The organism is Pseudomonas sp. PS01303 (genome assembly GCF_029959385.1).
In the GTDB taxonomy this organism is placed as follows: domain Bacteria; phylum Pseudomonadota; class Gammaproteobacteria; order Pseudomonadales; family Pseudomonadaceae; genus Aquipseudomonas; species Aquipseudomonas rustica.
Map to the genome: position 1 here is coordinate 1 of NZ_JASCPK010000013.1, position 16,225 is coordinate 16,225.

Here is a 16,225-nt window from a genome sequence, read left to right on the forward strand (position 1 = left end):
GCTCGCGATGGCTCAATCGCAGTCACACATTTGTCGACTGAGACACTGCCATCGCGAGCAGGCTCACTCCTACAGCGTCACTGCGCTAGCCAACCGCCATCAATGTTCCATGCCGCCCCACGTACCTGGCTGCCTGCCTCACTGCACAAAAACAGCACCAACTCACCCAGATGCTGCGGCGTCACAAACTCCAGTGACGGCTGTTTCTCAGCCAGCAAATCGTGCTGTGCTTGCTGCGGTTCAACACCCTTGGCCGCGCGATCATCGATCTGCTTTTGTACCAGCGGCGTCAACACCCAGCCCGGGCAGATCGCGTTGCAGGTGACGTTACTGGTCGCGGTTTCCAGGCCGACCACTTTGGTCAAACCAATCACGCCATGCTTGGCCGCAACATACGCCGCTTTGCCGGTCGAGCCGACCTGGCCGTGCACGGAAGCAATGTTGATGATCCGTCCCCAACCCTTGGTGCGCATGCCCGGCAAACTCAGGCGAGTGCTGTGAAATACCGACGACAGATTGATCGCAATAATCGAATCCCAGCGCTCCACCGGAAACTCTTCTACCGCCGCGACATGCTGGATGCCGGCATTGTTGACCAGAATGTCCACGCCACCGAACTCGCGCTCGGCGTAGGCGATCATGTCGGCGATCTGCACCGGGTCGCTGACATCGGCGGGGTGATGGCCGACCTTGCCGCCGAACTGGCCGACTTCGGCAATCACGGCGGAGGCATCACCGAAACCGTTGAGAATCAGATTGGCGCCGGCCTTGGCCAGGCTCAGCGCGATGCCCAGACCGATGCCGCTGGTGGAACCGGTAACCAGTGCGGTTTTGCCCGTAAGAGTGGTCATGAATACCTCACACAATGCCAGTGGCGTAGAAAGTGCCGATCACTACGAAAACCGCGAGGGTCTTGATCAGCGTAATACAGAAAATGTCTTTATAGGCTTCACGGTGGGTCAGGCCGGTGACCGCCAAAAGTGTGATCACCGCGCCGTTGTGCGGCAGGGTGTCCATGCCACCACTGGCCATCGCAGCCACGCGGTGCAGCACTTCCAGCGGAATATTCGCCGCATGTGCCGCTGCGATAAATTGCTCGGACATCGCCGCCAGCGCAATGCTCATGCCGCCCGAGGCGGAGCCGGTGATGCCGGCCAGCAGGGTCACGGTAATCGCTTCATTGACCAGCGGATTGGGAATGCCTTTGAGCCAGTCTGCCAGCACCAGAAAACCAGGCAAGGACGCGATCACGGCACCAAAGCCGTATTCCGAAGCAGTGTTCATCGCCGCCAGTAACGCACCGCTGACCGCACTTTTGCTGCCTTCGGCAAGTTTGCTGCGAATCGCGGTGAAGCCGAACGCGAGCACCATCAGAATGCCCACCAACAATGCGGCCTGAACCGCCCAGATCGCCGTCAATTTGGCGATTTCGGTGGTGACCGGCGTGGCCATGCCCGGCAACGCGAGGCTGTGGGTTTTGCCGTACCACTGCGGAATCCACTGGGTGAACAGCAGGTTCATGATGCCCACCGCGAGCAGCGGCGACAGCGCGATCCACGGATTAGGCAGCTTCAGATCTTCAGCAGTCTCCGGTTCGTTACGCAGTTCGGTGCCGTAACCTTCGCCGGCCCGTTGCGCCTTGTTGCGCTGACGCTGCAGAAACAGCATGCCGGCGCAAAACACGAAGATTGTGCCGATCAGACCCAGCCAGGGCGCGGCCCACGCGGTGGTGTTGAAGAAGGTGCTGGGGATGATGTTCTGGATTTGCGGGGTGCCGGGCAGGGCGTCCATGGTGAAGGAAAATGCGCCGAGGGCGATGGTCGCTGGAATCAGCCGTTTGGGGATGTTGCTCTGGCGGAACATCTCCGCCGCAAACGGGTAAACGGCAAACACCACCACGAACAGCGAAACGCCGCCGTAAGTGAGCAGGGCGCAGACCAGCACGATGACCAGCATTGCCTGTTTGGTGCCGAGGAGTTTGATCGCGGCGGCGACGATCGAACGTGAGAAACCGGACAGTTCGATCAGCTTGCCGAACACGGCGCCGAGCAGAAATACAGGGAAGTAGAGTTTGATGAACCCGACCATTTTCTCCATGAACACCCCGGTGAACGCAGGGGCGACGGCGGAAGGGTCGGTGAGCAAGACGGCGCCGAGCGCGGCGATCGGGGCAAAAAGGATAACGCTGTAGCCACGGTAAGCGGCGAGCATCAGCAGCGCGAGGGCTGCCAAGGCAATGATCACACTCATGGTGTGTCTCTCCGGAGTTGTTATTTTTGTGGGTGGTGCGGTGTGGGAGAGGGTATAGCTAGATGCGTGCCAGGTGTTTAAGTTATTGAAATATAAGGATTTGTCTTGGTGTTTGGCGCGAAATTATGAAGTATTGTCTCTTTTTTGAGATGTTCGTTGTCTGTGACGACCTCTTCGTGAGCAAGCCCACTCCCACCTTTGGAATGCGTTCCCCTGTGAGAGTGGGCTTGCTCACGAAGCTTTTGATCTTTTCTTGTTAGGGAGATAAATATCTCTTAAATGAGACTATGCAATCCCCAGCGCCACCATTTTCTTATACAACGTCGACCGCCCAAGCCCGAGCCGAGCCGCCGCCTCCGGCACTTTCCCCGCACATTGCGCAAGGGCGGCCTCAATCAATTGCCGATCAAACCGCTCCCGCGCTTGAGCGAATGTCTCCTCACTTGGCGCTTCAAGTGTGGGCGCCGACACACGCTCAACCGGGCTCAGCGGCCCGATTGCTGCACGAATGTCACTCTCCGTCAGCATCAAGTCATCACTGAGCAGCGCCGCGCGCTCGAGCACGTTGCGCAACTCGCGAATATTCCCCGGCCAGGCATGCTGCCCAAGCAGATCCAGCGCATCGCGGTGCAGCTCATGCTGACTGCGCAACTCCTCCAGAATCGCTTCACTGAGCGCCGGCAAATCATCAAGACGCTCACGCAACGGCGGCACTTGAATCGGCAGCACATTGAGGCGGTAATACAAATCGGCACGGAACTCACCGCGTTTGATCGCCGCTTGTAAATCGGTCGAAGTGGCAGCGATCACCCGCACATCACTCTGAATCACCTCGTTCGAGCCTACCGGTTCAAATTCCTTTTCCTGCAAAACCCGCAGCAGTTTGCTTTGCAGCGGCAGCGGCATGTCGCCGATCTCGTCAAGAAACAACGTGCCGCCCTGGGCGATTTGCAATTTGCCGGTGCGGCCCTTGCGGTCGGCGCCGGTGAACGCGCCCGGCGCTGTGCCGAAGAATTCCGCCTCCAGCAGCGCTTCAGGAATCGCCGCGCTGTTGATGCTGACGAATGCCTTGTGCGCACGCGGCGAAGCACTGTGAATCGCCTGCGCCAACAACTCTTTGCCGGTGCCGGTTTCACCGAGCAGCAACACCGGCGACTCGGCACTGGCGCTGCGACGGGCGCGGCGTTTGACTTCAAGGCTGGCGGCGCTGGTACCGATGAAGTGGGCGAAGTTGTATTTGGTCTGTCGTGCGCGCAGCAGTGAACGGGTCGAGGCCAATTCTTCCTGCATGCTCAGGTAGCGCTTGAGCATCGGCGATAGCGTGCGCAACTCGTCGAACAGGGCGAAACCGATGGCGCCAATGACGGTGCCGGCGTCGTCATGGATCGGTAGGCGCATCACCACCAACGGTTCTTTTGGCGTGTCTTGCATGTCGAGCAGGATCGGCCGCCCGGTGCGCACCACTTCACGCAGCAGGCTGCCGGGGATCACGCTTTCGCAGGGCTTGCCGATGGCGCCTTCAGCGGAGTCGAGGCCAAATCGGCGCGCGTAACGCTCATTCATCCAGACGATATTGGCATCACGATCAACGATCACCGTGCCTTCGCTGGACTGCTCGATGATCTCGAACAACGAACGGATCGCCAGCGTGCGCACGCGTTGGTAGTCCTTGAGGCTTTCGGTGGTGTTCATGGGGTGGATCCTGGATGTTCTGGTTTTCTGTGCTGGCCTCTTCGCGGGCAAGCCTTGCTCCTACAGAATTCGCGTTATCTGTAGGAGCAAAGCTTGCTCGCGATGGCCGCGACGCAGTTTTTTAAGCTAAAACGCCTACCCCGGATGCGCCGCCGCCAACAGCTCTTTGGTATACGGATGCTGCGGCGAATCAAACACATCATGACTGGCGCCACGCTCGATCACTTTGCCGTCCTTGATCACGATCATGTCGTGCGCCAAGGCGCGCACCACCGCCAGATCATGGCTGATGAACAGATAGGTCAAACCGTGCTTCTCCTGCAAATCACGAAGGAGGGCGACCACTTGTTTCTGCACGGTGCGATCCAGCGCCGATGTCGGTTCATCCAGCAAAATCAGCGCCGGTTTCAGCACTAGCGCCCGCGCGATGGCAATACGCTGACGCTGCCCGCCGGAAAACTCATGAGGGTAACGATGACGACTTTCCGGGTCGAGACCGACTTCCTTGAGCACACGGATCACTTGCGCGTCGCATTCTTCAGCGGTGGATTCGCAATGCACTTCCAGACCTTCGCTGATGATCTGCGCCACCGACATGCGCGGGCTGAGGCTGCCGAACGGATCCTGAAACACCACCTGCATCTGCCGCCGCCATGGCCGCAGTTGCTTCTGGTTGAGCCCATCGAGCGCTTCGCCCTGAAAACGGATGCTGCCTTCGGAGTCGAGCAAGCGCAGAATCGCCTGACCCAGCGTTGATTTGCCCGAACCGGACTCGCCGACGATTCCCAAGGTTTTGCCACGCTGAATGGTCAGGCTGATACCGTCCACTGCGCGCAAATACTGCTTGCGCTGAAACAGACCGCCGCCCAAGGCAAAATCGACCCGCAGATCCTCGACTTCCAGCACGTTCTCGCGCTCATCGCGGGGCAGCGCTTCGCCCTCGGGCTCGGCGTTGAGCAAGACGCAGCTGTACGGATGCTTCGGTTCGGTAAACAAAATCTCGCACGGCGCCTGCTCGACAATTTCCCCGGCCTTCATCACGCAAACCCGCTGAGCGATGCTGCGCACCAGATTCAGATCGTGGCTGATCAGCAGCAGCGACATGCCGAGGCGTTGTTGCAGGGATTTGAGCAGCAGCAGGATCTTGCGCTGCACCGTCACGTCCAGCGCCGTCGTCGGTTCGTCGGCGATCAGCAGCTCCGGTTCGCACGCCAGCGCCATGGCGATCATCACCCGCTGGCGTTGCCCGCCAGACAATTGATGCGGATAAGCCTTGAGGCGTTCTTCAGGCTTTTTGATGCCAACCAGTTGCAGCAATTCCAGAATGCGCGACTGCGCCGCTTTGCCGCCGAGGCCACGGTGCAGCAGCAGGGTTTCGCCGATCTGTTTTTCGATGGTGTGCAGTGGATTGAGCGAAGTCATCGGCTCTTGGAAAATCATGGCAATGCGATTGCCGCGCAGTTCACGCAAGACCTTGGGGTCAGCGCCGACCAGTTCCTGGCCGCGATAGCGAATGCTGCCAGTGGTGCGGGCATCGCATTCGGGGAGCAATTGCAGGATCGAATGCGCGGTCACCGATTTGCCCGAACCCGACTCGCCGACCAGCGCCAGACACTCGCCGGGGCGGATGTCCAGACACAGGTTGCGCACCACGGTCTGGTCATTGAAGGCGACGTTGAGGTCGCGGATTTCGATCAGGTTGTCAGTCATCGTCAATCTCTGCTTCAAGAGCGTGGGTCGAAGGCGTCTCGCAACGCTTCGCCGATAAACACCAGCAACGACAGAATCAGTGCCAAGGTGAAAAACGCCGTCAAACCTAACCATGGCGCCTGCAGATTCTGTTTGCCCTGACCGATCAGTTCACCCAGCGAAGCGCTGCCGGCGGGCATGCCAAAACCGAGAAAATCCAGCGCGGTGAGGGTAGAAATTGCACCGGTCAGAATAAACGGCAGATAGCTCAACGTGGCGTTCATCGCGTTGGGCAGGATGTGCCGGACAATCACTTTGCGATCAGTCAGCCCCAAGGCCCGCGCGGCTTTGACGTATTCCAGATTGCGCCCACGCAGGAACTCGGCGCGCACTACATCGACCAGCGCCAACCAGGAAAACAGCGCCATGATCCCCAGCAGCCACCAGAAATTCGGCTCGACGAAACCGGAGAGAATGATCAGCAGATACAACACCGGTAATCCCGACCAGACTTCCAGCAGGCGTTGCCCGATCAAGTCGACCCAGCCGCCGTAATAGCCTTGCAGCGCACCGGCCGCAATGCCGATCAGGGCACTGACAAACGTCAGCATCAACGCAAACAGAATCGACACGCGGGCGCCGAAAATCACTCGGGCCAGTACGTCCCGCGCCTGATCGTCGGTGCCCAGCCAGTTCACCGTTGTCGGTGGGCTCGGCGCCGGTTTGTTGAGGTCGTAATTGGGCGTGTCATCGCTGAACGGAATCGGCGGGAATAGCAGCCAGCCACCGTCCTTGCGGATCAGATTCTGCACATACTCGCTACGATAATCAGCCTGAAACGGTAGTTGCCCGCCGAACTCCTGCTCGGTGTGACGCTTGAACACCGGGAAATACCATTCACCCTGATAGCTGACCATCAGCGGTTTGTCGTTGGCGATCAACTCGCCGCCCAACGTCAACGCAAACAGACCGATAAACAGCCACAACGACCACCAGCCGCGACGGTTTTTCTTGAAGCGCTCGAAGCGGCGACGGCCCAACGGCGAAAACTTGAACATCAGGCGTTCCTCGCGGCGAAGTCGATGCGCGGATCCACCAGCGTGTAGCAGAGGTCGCCAATCAGTTTTATCAGGAGGCCGAACAGGGTGAAGATGAACAGCGAACCGAATACCACCGGATAGTCGCGGGAGACGGCCGCTTCGTAGCTCATGCGCCCGAGACCGTCGAGGGAGAAGATCACTTCGATCAACAACGAGCCCGCAAAGAACACGCTGATAAACGCTTGAGGAATGCCTGACACCACCAGCAGCATCGCGTTACGAAATACATGCCCATAGAGCACGCGTCGCTCGCTCAAGCCTTTGGCCCGGGCAGTCACCACGTACTGGCGAGTGATTTCGTTGAGGAACGAGTTTTTGGTCAGAATCGTCAGCGTGGCGAATCCGCCGATCACCAGCGCCGTCACTGGCAGCACAAGATGCCAGAAGTAGTCAGTGATCTTGCCGAGTGTCGACAGCGATTCGAAGTTGTCCGAGACCAGACCGCGCACCGGGAACCAGTTCAGCGAAGTGCCACCGGCAAACACCACGATCAGGAACATCGCAAAGAGGAACGCCGGCATCGCGTAACCAATGATGATTGCAGTACTGCTCCAGATATCGAAATGACTGCCGTGGTGCACGGCTTTGCGGATGCCCAGCGGAATCGATACCAGATAGGTGATCAGCGTCGCCCAAAGCCCTAGGGAAATGGTCACCGGCATTTTTTCGAGGATGAGGTCGGTCACCGTGGCGCCGCGAAAGAAGCTCTTGCCGAAGTCCAGTTGCGCGTAATTCTTTAGCATCAGCCACAGCCGTTCATGCGCGGGTTTGTCGAAGCCGTACTGTTTTTCGATGTCCTTGATCAGTTGCGGGTCGAGGCCGCGACTGGCGCGCGATGTACTGCTAATGGCTTCACTGGCACCACCACCGACATTGCCGCCGCCGATGCCTTGCAAGTGAGCGATGGCCTGTTCCACCGGGCCACCGGGCGCGGCCTGAATGATCACGAAGTTGACCAGCAGAATGATCACCAGTGTCGGAATGATCAGCAGCAGACGCCGCAGTATGTAACCCCACATCAGTGCGGCCCTCCGGGTTTGCCACGACCGATTTTCTCGGCCGTCATCTGTTGGTTGGTCAGCGGTGTGCTGCTGATTTCCCACCAACTCTCGATCGCTTCGTCATTGCTCGCTTGCACCGCCGGCATGCCGAAGCGGTTCCACCAGACCGTCGAGGTGCCCGGCGGGTAATAGTTGGGAATCCAGTAGTAATTCCATTGCAGCACCCGATCCAGTGCGTGGGCGTAATGCAGCATGTCGGATTGCGTCGAGGCGCGGATCAGGCCGTTGATCAGCGTATCGACGGCCGGGTTTTTAAGCACCATGTAATTGTTGGCGCCGGGATCGTTGGCCGAGGCCGAGCCGAAATAGTTGAGCAGCTCGCCGCCGGGAGAGGTGCTGACCGGGTAGCCAGTGACGATCATGTCGTAGTCGCGGCTCATCAGGCGATTGACGTATTGCGAGGAATCGATGCGGCGGATATTGAGGTCGATGCCGATTTGTTTCAGCGTGCGTTTATAAGGCAGGAGCAAGCGATCCATGCCGTTCTGGCTGACCAGAAAAGTGAAGCTCAGCGGCTCGCCTTCGGCGTTGACCAACTGGTCGCCATCCGGTTTCCAGCCAGCCTGTTCCAGCAGTTGCAAGGCTTGCAGCTGTTTATCGCGGATCATCCCGCTGCCGTCGGTTTTCGGCGCCTCGAACACTTGATTGAAGACTTCGTCAGGCACCTGGCCACGCAGCGGCTCCAGGATCTGCAGTTCCTGCGCATCGGGCAGTTTTGACGCCGCGAGCTCAGTGTTGGAAAAGTAGCTTTGCTGGCGGATGTACAGGTTGCGCATCATCTGCCGGTTGCTCCACTCGAAATCCCAGAGCATGGCCAGTGCCTGACGCAAGCGACGATCCTGGAACATCGGCTTTTGCAGGTTGAAGACGAAACCTTGCGCCGATTGTGGCGCCTCAGTGGCCAAATGAGCCTTTTGCAGGCGTCCGTCACTCAATGCCGGGCTGTCGTAACCGATCGAGTAACCGGTGGCCGAGAACTCGCGGTTATAGTCATAAGCGCCACCGCGCAGCACCTGACGGGCGACGTCGGTGTCGCCGAAATACTCGATGCTGAAGTGATCGAAGTTGTACAAGCCGCGGCTGACCGGCAGATCCTTGCCCCACCAGTTGGCATTGCGTTCAAAAGTGATACTGCGTCCGGAGTCGACCTTGCCGACGCGATACGGGCCGCTGCCCAATGGCGCTTCATAGCCGCCACCGCCAGCGAAGTCACGGGTCTTCCACCAATGCTCGGGAAACACCGGCAGAGTGGCGATATCCAGTGGCAGGGTGCGGTTTTCATTGCTCTTGAAATCGAAGCGCACCGTCAGCGGCGCTTCGATTTCGACGCCTTTGACGTCGGCGAATTGCGTGCGATAGCGCAGGCTGCCTTGGGTCATCAACAAATCGTAGGTGTAGCGCACGTCCTCGGCGGTGATCGGCGTACCGTCGGCGAAACGCGCTTTGGGGTTGATGAAAAAGCGCAAGGACAACCCATCGTCAGCGCGCTCGATTTTTTGCGCGACGAGGCCGTAGACGGTGTAAGGCTCATCCATCGAGCGCTGCGCCAGCGGCGAATAGAGCATGCCGTCGATCTGGGTGACGCCGATGCCTTTGTCTATATAAGGAAGGACATGGTCGAAGTGGCCGATCTCGATCGCCGAGCGGCGCATCGTTCCGCCCTTGGGCGCCTGCGGATTGGCGTAGTCGAAGTGGCTGAAACCGGCGGGGTATTTCGCCGGTTCGCCATAAACAGTCAATGCATGTTGCGGTGCCGCGCTCACACCTACGGCGCTCAACAGCAGCGTCACGGCAGTGAACATCAATGTGGGGAAAGCCAGTCGCATTGTCAGCCTTAGAGCCGGGTGATCGATAAGCGTAATTTGTACGCGAGCAACGCGCGGCTCGCCAGCCGTATCGTGTAACTGAAACACAACGGCCCACCAAAAGGCGGGCCGTTATGTTTCATTCAATGCGAAGGATCAGTCCTGACGGCTGGTCACTTCCAGCAGGTGATAACCGAACTGGGTTTTCACCGGGCCTTGCACGGTGTTGACCGGTGCGCTGAATACTACGGTGTCGAATTCCTTGACCATCTGGCCAGGACCGAACGAACCGAGGTCGCCGCCCTGACGGCTGGAAGGGCAGGTGGAGTTGGCCTTGGCCACTTCGGCGAAATCAGCACCGGCTTCGATCTGGGCTTTGAGTTCGTTGCACTTGTCTTCGCTGGCAACAAGGATGTGACGGGCAGTGGCTTTAGCCATGGGGAAAATCTCCAATCAATATCAGTAAAGTGCGGAGCCTACCGGATTCAGTGGGCGATTTCTCGGCAAAGTTCCGTTTGCGTGACGCGGCAACTTCACAGGTTAGCTGCCTGCAGGCGGCGGGCATGCGCCACGTAGAGTGCGATCGGATCCGGTGATACTGCGCGCAAGGCACTTGCGCTACGCAGAATGGACAGATGGTCAAACGGGTAGTCCGAACGGATCACTTTCCCCAGGTGAGAACTGAAGCGGCCGACAAATCCGTCGTTTTGCCCAGCGTCTTTTTTGAAGTATCTGGCCAGGTTTCGGCAGATGTGCTCCACCGGATCGAGCGTTGGCTGACTGTGATCCGGCAACGTGCCGCTCCAGGAATAGTAACGAACATCATTGACCGACTCTTGCCCTTGGCCGCCCCAACTGTCGGGCAGGCCCTGAGGATATTTTTCGTTGAAGCGGCCAATGCCTTGCGTCGTCAGGGCGCCAAGCGCAGCGATCGCATTCTGCGGCATGGCTATGCGGCCACTGAGCACCGACAAAAAATCGGCAAATAACGTGACGACGGTCTGCGCGATTTTTTCTGGCAGTTGTCCGGGAATCAGTGCTTCACGCAACACATCGGCCAATTCCGAACCCTGGTTGGGGCCACTCACCGACGTCACGGAAGCGACGGCGTGTGGGGCAAGCGCCGCAGCGTATCGGGCGGCGAGTGCGCCCTGACTATGCCCGATCAGATTGACTTTGCTCGAATCGGTGCCCCTCAGCACCCGGTCGATTTGCCGCAACAATTGTTCACCGCGCATTTCATTGTCGTGAGTGGCTGAAAGATGCGGCACAAACACTCGGCAGCCGACAGCCTGAAGTGCATTCTTGACGTCGTGGAAGAGTTCGAAGGAGCCAATACGCTCGAATCCGAACAGGCCATGTACCAGCAGGATCGGGTACTGAGTTGTAGCATTCCGTTGCATGTTGACTACCTTTTCGCAGAGGTTCTGGGTGAAATCTGCGTGCCACTCTAAAACAGTCATTCCGTTAGCGAAGTACGAATAAGCCTCGGTTGTCGTTGGAATCTGGACTAGAAGCTGTACGAAACTTCGGAAAGTGCTGAAATCCAGCTCCTATTCTTTGGACGTCTATCGGACGGCGTGTTGGTATTTTTTGCGGCTTGCCTACTTTGCGTGATGCCTTTGCCTCCGTGCTTAAAGGCAATCGGCTGATATCCATTGAATGATTGAGCGCGTTAAATAGGGGCAGTCAACGCAGTCATTGACGACAGCGTTTAATCCAAGGAATGGAGGCACCCATGACTACGCATGAAGCACATCTGTCAGTCGCGTCAGCGCAGAGCCCAGGCACTTTTCAGCAGCGCTGGGTTGCACTGGATAAACAGGGCGCGCTGAGTTTCAAAGCGGATGAAACGTCGCTGGAGTTCTGCTTTCGAGCGGGCAATACCCTGGATGTCGAGGCAGTGCTTGCATTGCCCGCACCGAATCTTGATTCGATGACACAAGCCGTACTTGACCCGTCCCTGAAGAGGGCCATCGTCCGGATCCCGCCTTACCCGAACATGGCGTGCGGCGATAAAGTGCTGTTGCGCTGGGAAGGGCTCGATATCGATGGGTTCACCTATCAGCATGAATGTGCTCGTTTCGTCAGCGAAGCACAGGTCGGCAAGGAAATCGTATTCGTCATCAAAGGCGTGCATGTCGCGGCGCTGGATGGTGGGTCGCTGGAAATCTACTGGACGCTTTTCAGTGCCAAACAAGCGCAACCGCTCACGTCGGCAAGGTTGCAACTGGACGTCGGCGATGTTCGCCCGAGATTGCTTGCGCCCTATGTCGAAGAAGCGGTTGGCGCAATCCTTGATCCTGAGCGACTCAGCGAAGGCACCTGCATCAGCCTTCGACCGTATTCACGTATGGCCGAAGGCGACAGAGTGTTGTTGACCTGGCAAGGCGCTGTTCTGACGGAGGTGTTTAACGATGCATTGACCCTACAGTCGTTGGCGGTAGGCAATACGCTGTCTTTCTGGATTGGTGCTGATCTTATTGCGGGACATCTTGGCGGCGAAGTGACAGCGCGTTATCGGGTTGAACCGAAAACTGGCGAGGCGCGAGATTCCGACATCGCAACCTTTGTCATCGCACCTTTGATTCGTGGTTTGCTCGAGGCGCCGGATGTCCTCGAAGCTCAGGACGAAGTGCTTGATGTGGTGGACTCAACGGATGGCATCACCGTTGTGATCGGCAATGCCCAAGCTCAGGAGGGTGAGTTGGTCTATCTCAAGTGTGATGGTGATTACTTCAACCATCGTGACGAGCGTGAGATTACCCGCGAGTCAGCGGGGCAGCCGTTGGTGTTTATCGTGCCCCACCGGTTCTGGCGTGAGCATCAGGGCTCGACAGTGCGCATCGCCTATTCAGTGGAGCGCTCGGATGATGACAGTCAAGCCTCCGCAATAACGCTGCTACGAGTTGAGTAGCACGATTGCCCTCCGGTGCGAAAAGTACCGGAGGGCATTGTCATCAGGTGCGCGGCTGAGCACTCAAATGCTTTGCGGCATCCAGAAGCAGGTGCTCCGTCGCGTTGAAACCCAGGCAACCATCGGTGATGGAAACGCCGTAGCGCATCGTAGGACTCAGCGGCTGGCAACCTTCGAAAAGATGCGACTCGATCATCATGCCGATCAGTGAACGGTCACCTTGCAGGCGCTGTTCGAGTACGTCATTGAAAACAGCGGGCTGACGCGAAGGATCCTTGCCGCTGTTCGCGTGACTGCAATCGACCATGATCCGGCCGGGGATTTTCAGTCGGGTCAGTTCGGCATTGATGGCGGTTACGCTGTTGCGGTCGTAGTTCGGCCCCTTGTGGCCGCCGCGCAGTACCAAGTGGGTATCTGCATTGCCCGGCGTTTGAATGATTGCCGGATGCCCTTGGCTGTCGACACCGAAATGCCGATGCGGGTGTGCGGCTGAGCGCATGGCGTCAACGGCCACTGCGGCGCCACCGTCGGTGCCGTTTTTGAAGCCGACCGGCATGCCCAGACCGCTGGCCATTTCGCGATGGATCTGCGATTCGGTGGTGCGCGCGCCAATGGCGACCCAACTCAGCAGGTCATCGAAGTAACCGGCGGCCATGGGTTGCAGCAGTTCGGTAGCGACTGGCAAACCGAGGCGAATCATTTCCAGCATCAGTTCGCGCGACAGGCTCAGGCCTGCCGCCATGTCATCGCTGCCATCGAGGTGCGGATCATACGCGAGACCTTTCCAGCCCACCGTAGTACGGGGTTTTTCCACGTAAGCGCGCATCACCAGGAGCATTTCGTTGCTGACTTGATCGGCAAGACGGGCGAGTTTGCCGGCGTATTCGAGGGCAGACTGAGGATCATGGATTGAGCAAGGGCCGACGATGACCAGTAAACGTTGGTCTTCACCGTTGAGAATGGCGCGTACCGCCTGGCGGTGCGTGGCGACTTGCTGGCTCAAGGCAGTGCTCAGGGGCAATTGCTGCTTGAGTTGCAACGAGCTGGGCAGACGCAGGGTCAGCGCTACGTTGGCAGAGTTGAGGCTGGACAGTGGCAGAGCAGAAACGGACGAGTTCATATTCACAATTCCTGGGCTGGCGGCGGGTGCTTCCCGCTCGCTCGGCCCTACTGGGGTGTTCGACAATTGGCCGTATTGGCTACGTGTGTGCGTTTGCCACCGGTGGGTGACCGATCGGAGGCGGCAGGCTGTCCCGAGCGGAGGCTGGTAAATCGCCAGGCGGTAAAAGTGTCGTAACGGTAATAAGTGGCGTAGTTCATGGGTAAATCCTCAAAAGTGTCTGGTGTGTTGCTGAAAAAGCAGGGGCCAGAAAAAACAAAACCCCCGGTCGGGAGGCCGACCGGGGGTTGAGAAATCTCTGGTAGGCGACCCGTTTTATATGGGCGCCGTTTGGGTATCAGGCGCGCTAGTGGCTAAACCAATACCCAAAATAAAAGCTGACCGGAGCACAAACGTCTTTCGCCCACGCAGCCGCCATCGAGCGCAGGGCGCTGACGACACGAAGCGGTGGAAGGGCGTTGAACATGGTCTGTCTCCAATGAATGCGCCGAGCTTACTAGAGGCCGATGCGCCTCAGCAATCATAAAATGCTATGGCGTGAAGAACAATTTGCCTATCGCTTGAGCGTAGCAACAGTTGTGACAAACTCAGCGTTTTGCCTGAACCCAAGGATGAACCATGTCGACGCTGACCATTGCTGCTGCCCAATCCATCTCCATTGCGGGGGATCTTGCGGCGAATATCCAACGCCATTTGTGCTTCATCGAAGTGGCGGCGGAGCAGGGCGTCGAGTTGCTGGTCTTTCCGGAGTTGTCGCTGACCGGTTATGAAGGTGAGGCGGCAGCAGCGTTGGCCATTGATCCGCACGATGCGGTCATTCAACCGTTACGCGATCTGGCGCGAACGCTGGGCATCACCGCTGTCGTCGGGATGCCGATCCGGGCGGATAAACCAACTGCGGTATGGATTGGCGCGTTGGTCTTGGGGGCTGATGGTTCGCTCGGTGTTTATAGCAAACAACATTTGCACACGGGCGAGGAGCGGATTTTCGCCCCCGGCATCGGCGGTGCAACACTGCGAATCGGTGACGATAAGGTTGCGCTGGCGGTTTGCGCTGATTTCAATAACGCCAGCCACGCGGCCGCTGCCGCTGACCAGAGTGCCAATCTGTACGCGGCGGGTGTATTGATCAGCGAGAAAGGCTACGAGCCAGACTCTGCTTTGCTGCACGGCTATGCTCGTCACCATTCGATGGCCGTATTGATGGCCAATCACGGAGGTCTCACCGGCGGCTGGCAGTCTGCGGGGCGCAGTGCGATCTGGTCAGAAACTGGCGATCTTGTGGCTTCGGCAGCAGGAGCGGGCGATTGTCTGGTAGTCGCACAGCGTCGTGATGGCGAATGGAGCGGGCGGGTCGTTGCAGTGGATCTGCCACGATGAGATTTCGGTTGCGTCGTGCAACGCCTGAGGACTTGGCGTTCGCCCGCGATCTCACCTGCAGGAACATGTTGCCGTACTACATTCAACATGAGCTGCTGTGGCAGGATGAAGCCTTTGACGTCGCCTGGATGGGCCGGGAAAACTGGCTGGTAACCCGCAATGATATCGCGCTGGGGTTTCTCAGCCTGAGCCGCGATGCGCGGGCACTGTACATACGCGAATTGCAGCTGGCTGAAGCGTTTCAGGGGCAGGGCGCGGGATCCTGGGCAATTGATCAGGTTATCGAGATGGCTCGCCATGAGAAGCGTTCGGCTTTGCGGCTGACGGTATTCGAAAACAATCCGGCAAAAAATTTGTATCAGCGAAAAGGACTACAGCTTCATGGAAAGGACGAGTGTTTCCTGCGCATGCAGCTCGATTTGAGCACGCCTGTGCTCTGAAAGCCACGGCTGGCAAGACCTCAAAGATGAATTGAAACTTTTTAAATGCGGCTTTCCGCTAGGTCTGTCTGGCTCTTTTTGCTAAGGTGTCGGGCATCCCAATAAGACCATATCGCGAGGTGTCTGCTTGATTAGGGTGCTAGTGGTCGATGACCATGATCTCGTTCGTACAGGCATTACACGGATGCTGGCCGATATCGATGGCCTGCAAGTGGTCGGCCAGGCCGAGTCCGGGGAAGAGTCCCTGATCAAGGCGCGTGAGTTGAAGCCCGACGTGGTGCTGATGGACGTCAAGATGCCCGGCATCGGCGGCCTTGAAGCCACCCGCAAGCTGCTGCGCAGTCATCCGGATATCAAGGTGGTTGCCGTCACTGTGTGCGAAGAAGATCCCTTTCCGACACGGTTGCTGCAAGCAGGTGCCGCCGGTTACCTGACCAAGGGCGCGGGATTGCCGGAGATGGTTCAGGCCATTCGCCTGGTCTTTGCCGGTCAGCGCTACATCAGCCCGCAGATCGCTCAACAGTTGGCGATCAAGTCTTTCCAGCCGACCAACGATTCGCCGTTCGATGCCTTGTCCGAGCGCGAAATCCAGATTGCGTTGATGATTGTTGGTTGTCAGAAAGTGCAGATCATTTCCGACAAGTTGTGCCTGTCGCCAAAAACCGTGAACACCTACCGTTACCGTATTTTCGAGAAGCTCTCGATCAGCAGCGATGTTGAGTTGACCCTTCTGGCAGTCCGACACGGCATGGTCGATGCCAGCGCCTGACC

General features: G+C 58.1%; 14 protein-coding genes. 4 read left to right on the forward strand and 10 right to left on the reverse strand.

The window, feature by feature from the left end; translation table 11 throughout:
* Positions 1 to 77: 77 nt before the first annotated feature.
* The 9 genes from hbdH to QMX93_RS06860 form a co-directional block, all read right to left on the reverse strand.
* Positions 78 to 851: a 3-hydroxybutyrate dehydrogenase gene (hbdH, locus tag QMX93_RS06820; protein ID WP_282353936.1), complete on the reverse strand. Its 774-nt coding sequence runs from the start codon at positions 849 to 851 to the stop codon at positions 78 to 80.
* Positions 852 to 858: 7 nt separating this feature from the next.
* Positions 859 to 2,250 carry a GntP family permease gene (locus QMX93_RS06825; protein ID WP_282353938.1) on the reverse strand — a complete coding sequence of 464 codons (1,392 nt, stop codon included), beginning with the start codon at positions 2,248 to 2,250 and terminating at the stop codon, positions 859 to 861.
* Between the two features lie 285 nt (positions 2,251 to 2,535).
* On the reverse strand, positions 2,536 to 3,942 hold the full coding sequence (locus QMX93_RS06830; RefSeq protein WP_282353940.1) for a sigma 54-interacting transcriptional regulator: 1,407 nt from the start codon (positions 3,940 to 3,942) through the stop codon (positions 2,536 to 2,538).
* Between the two features lie 135 nt (positions 3,943 to 4,077).
* A complete protein-coding gene (locus tag QMX93_RS06835) occupies positions 4,078 to 5,652 on the reverse strand; it encodes an ABC transporter ATP-binding protein (RefSeq protein ID WP_282353941.1) in 1,575 nt (524 codons plus the stop codon).
* Positions 5,653 to 5,666: 14 nt separating this feature from the next.
* Entirely contained in the window at positions 5,667 to 6,689 is a 1,023-nt protein-coding gene (locus QMX93_RS06840) for an ABC transporter permease (protein ID WP_212550751.1), read from the reverse strand.
* Positions 6,689 to 7,750: a microcin C ABC transporter permease YejB gene (locus QMX93_RS06845; RefSeq protein WP_053120425.1), complete on the reverse strand. Its 1,062-nt coding sequence runs from the start codon at positions 7,748 to 7,750 to the stop codon at positions 6,689 to 6,691. Before QMX93_RS06845 ends, QMX93_RS06840 begins: the two co-directional genes overlap by 1 nt.
* Positions 7,750 to 9,618, reverse strand: coding sequence for an extracellular solute-binding protein (locus QMX93_RS06850; protein ID WP_282353949.1), 1,869 nt, complete (start codon positions 9,616 to 9,618; stop codon positions 7,750 to 7,752). Before QMX93_RS06850 ends, QMX93_RS06845 begins: the two co-directional genes overlap by 1 nt.
* A 135-nt stretch (positions 9,619 to 9,753) precedes the next feature.
* A complete protein-coding gene (locus tag QMX93_RS06855; protein ID WP_053120421.1) occupies positions 9,754 to 10,035 on the reverse strand; it encodes a peptidylprolyl isomerase in 282 nt (93 codons plus the stop codon).
* 95 nt (positions 10,036 to 10,130) lie between these two features.
* Complete coding sequence (locus QMX93_RS06860; protein WP_282353951.1) at positions 10,131 to 11,000, reverse strand: alpha/beta fold hydrolase; 870 nt, start codon at positions 10,998 to 11,000, stop codon at positions 10,131 to 10,133.
* A 335-nt stretch (positions 11,001 to 11,335) separates the two neighbouring features.
* Here QMX93_RS06860 and QMX93_RS06865 point away from each other — a divergent pair, with 335 nt between their 5' ends.
* Complete coding sequence (locus QMX93_RS06865; protein WP_282353953.1) at positions 11,336 to 12,514, forward strand: hypothetical protein; 1,179 nt, start codon at positions 11,336 to 11,338, stop codon at positions 12,512 to 12,514.
* Between the two features lie 43 nt (positions 12,515 to 12,557).
* Here the strand turns inward: QMX93_RS06865 and QMX93_RS06870 are convergent, their stop codons facing one another.
* Positions 12,558 to 13,634 carry a 3-deoxy-7-phosphoheptulonate synthase gene (locus QMX93_RS06870; RefSeq protein ID WP_282353955.1) on the reverse strand — a complete coding sequence of 359 codons (1,077 nt, stop codon included), beginning with the start codon at positions 13,632 to 13,634 and terminating at the stop codon, positions 12,558 to 12,560.
* A gap of 618 nt (positions 13,635 to 14,252) precedes the next feature.
* On the opposite strand from QMX93_RS06870, the gene QMX93_RS06875 reads away from it, so the two are divergent.
* From QMX93_RS06875 to uvrY, 3 genes are all read left to right on the forward strand, one after another.
* Positions 14,253 to 15,014, forward strand: coding sequence for a carbon-nitrogen hydrolase family protein (locus QMX93_RS06875; protein WP_282353956.1), 762 nt, complete (start codon positions 14,253 to 14,255; stop codon positions 15,012 to 15,014).
* Positions 15,011 to 15,454 (forward strand): GNAT family N-acetyltransferase, encoded by a 444-nt coding sequence (locus QMX93_RS06880; RefSeq protein WP_159812371.1) that lies wholly within the window; start codon positions 15,011 to 15,013, stop codon positions 15,452 to 15,454. The genes QMX93_RS06875 and QMX93_RS06880 overlap by 4 nt, the downstream gene beginning before the upstream one ends.
* 127 nt (positions 15,455 to 15,581) lie before the next feature.
* The gene (gene uvrY / locus QMX93_RS06885; protein ID WP_024012761.1) at positions 15,582 to 16,223 is read left to right on the forward strand and encodes a UvrY/SirA/GacA family response regulator transcription factor; all 642 of its coding nucleotides are present in this window, start codon (positions 15,582 to 15,584) and stop codon (positions 16,221 to 16,223) included.
* Positions 16,224 to 16,225 lie beyond the last annotated feature (2 nt).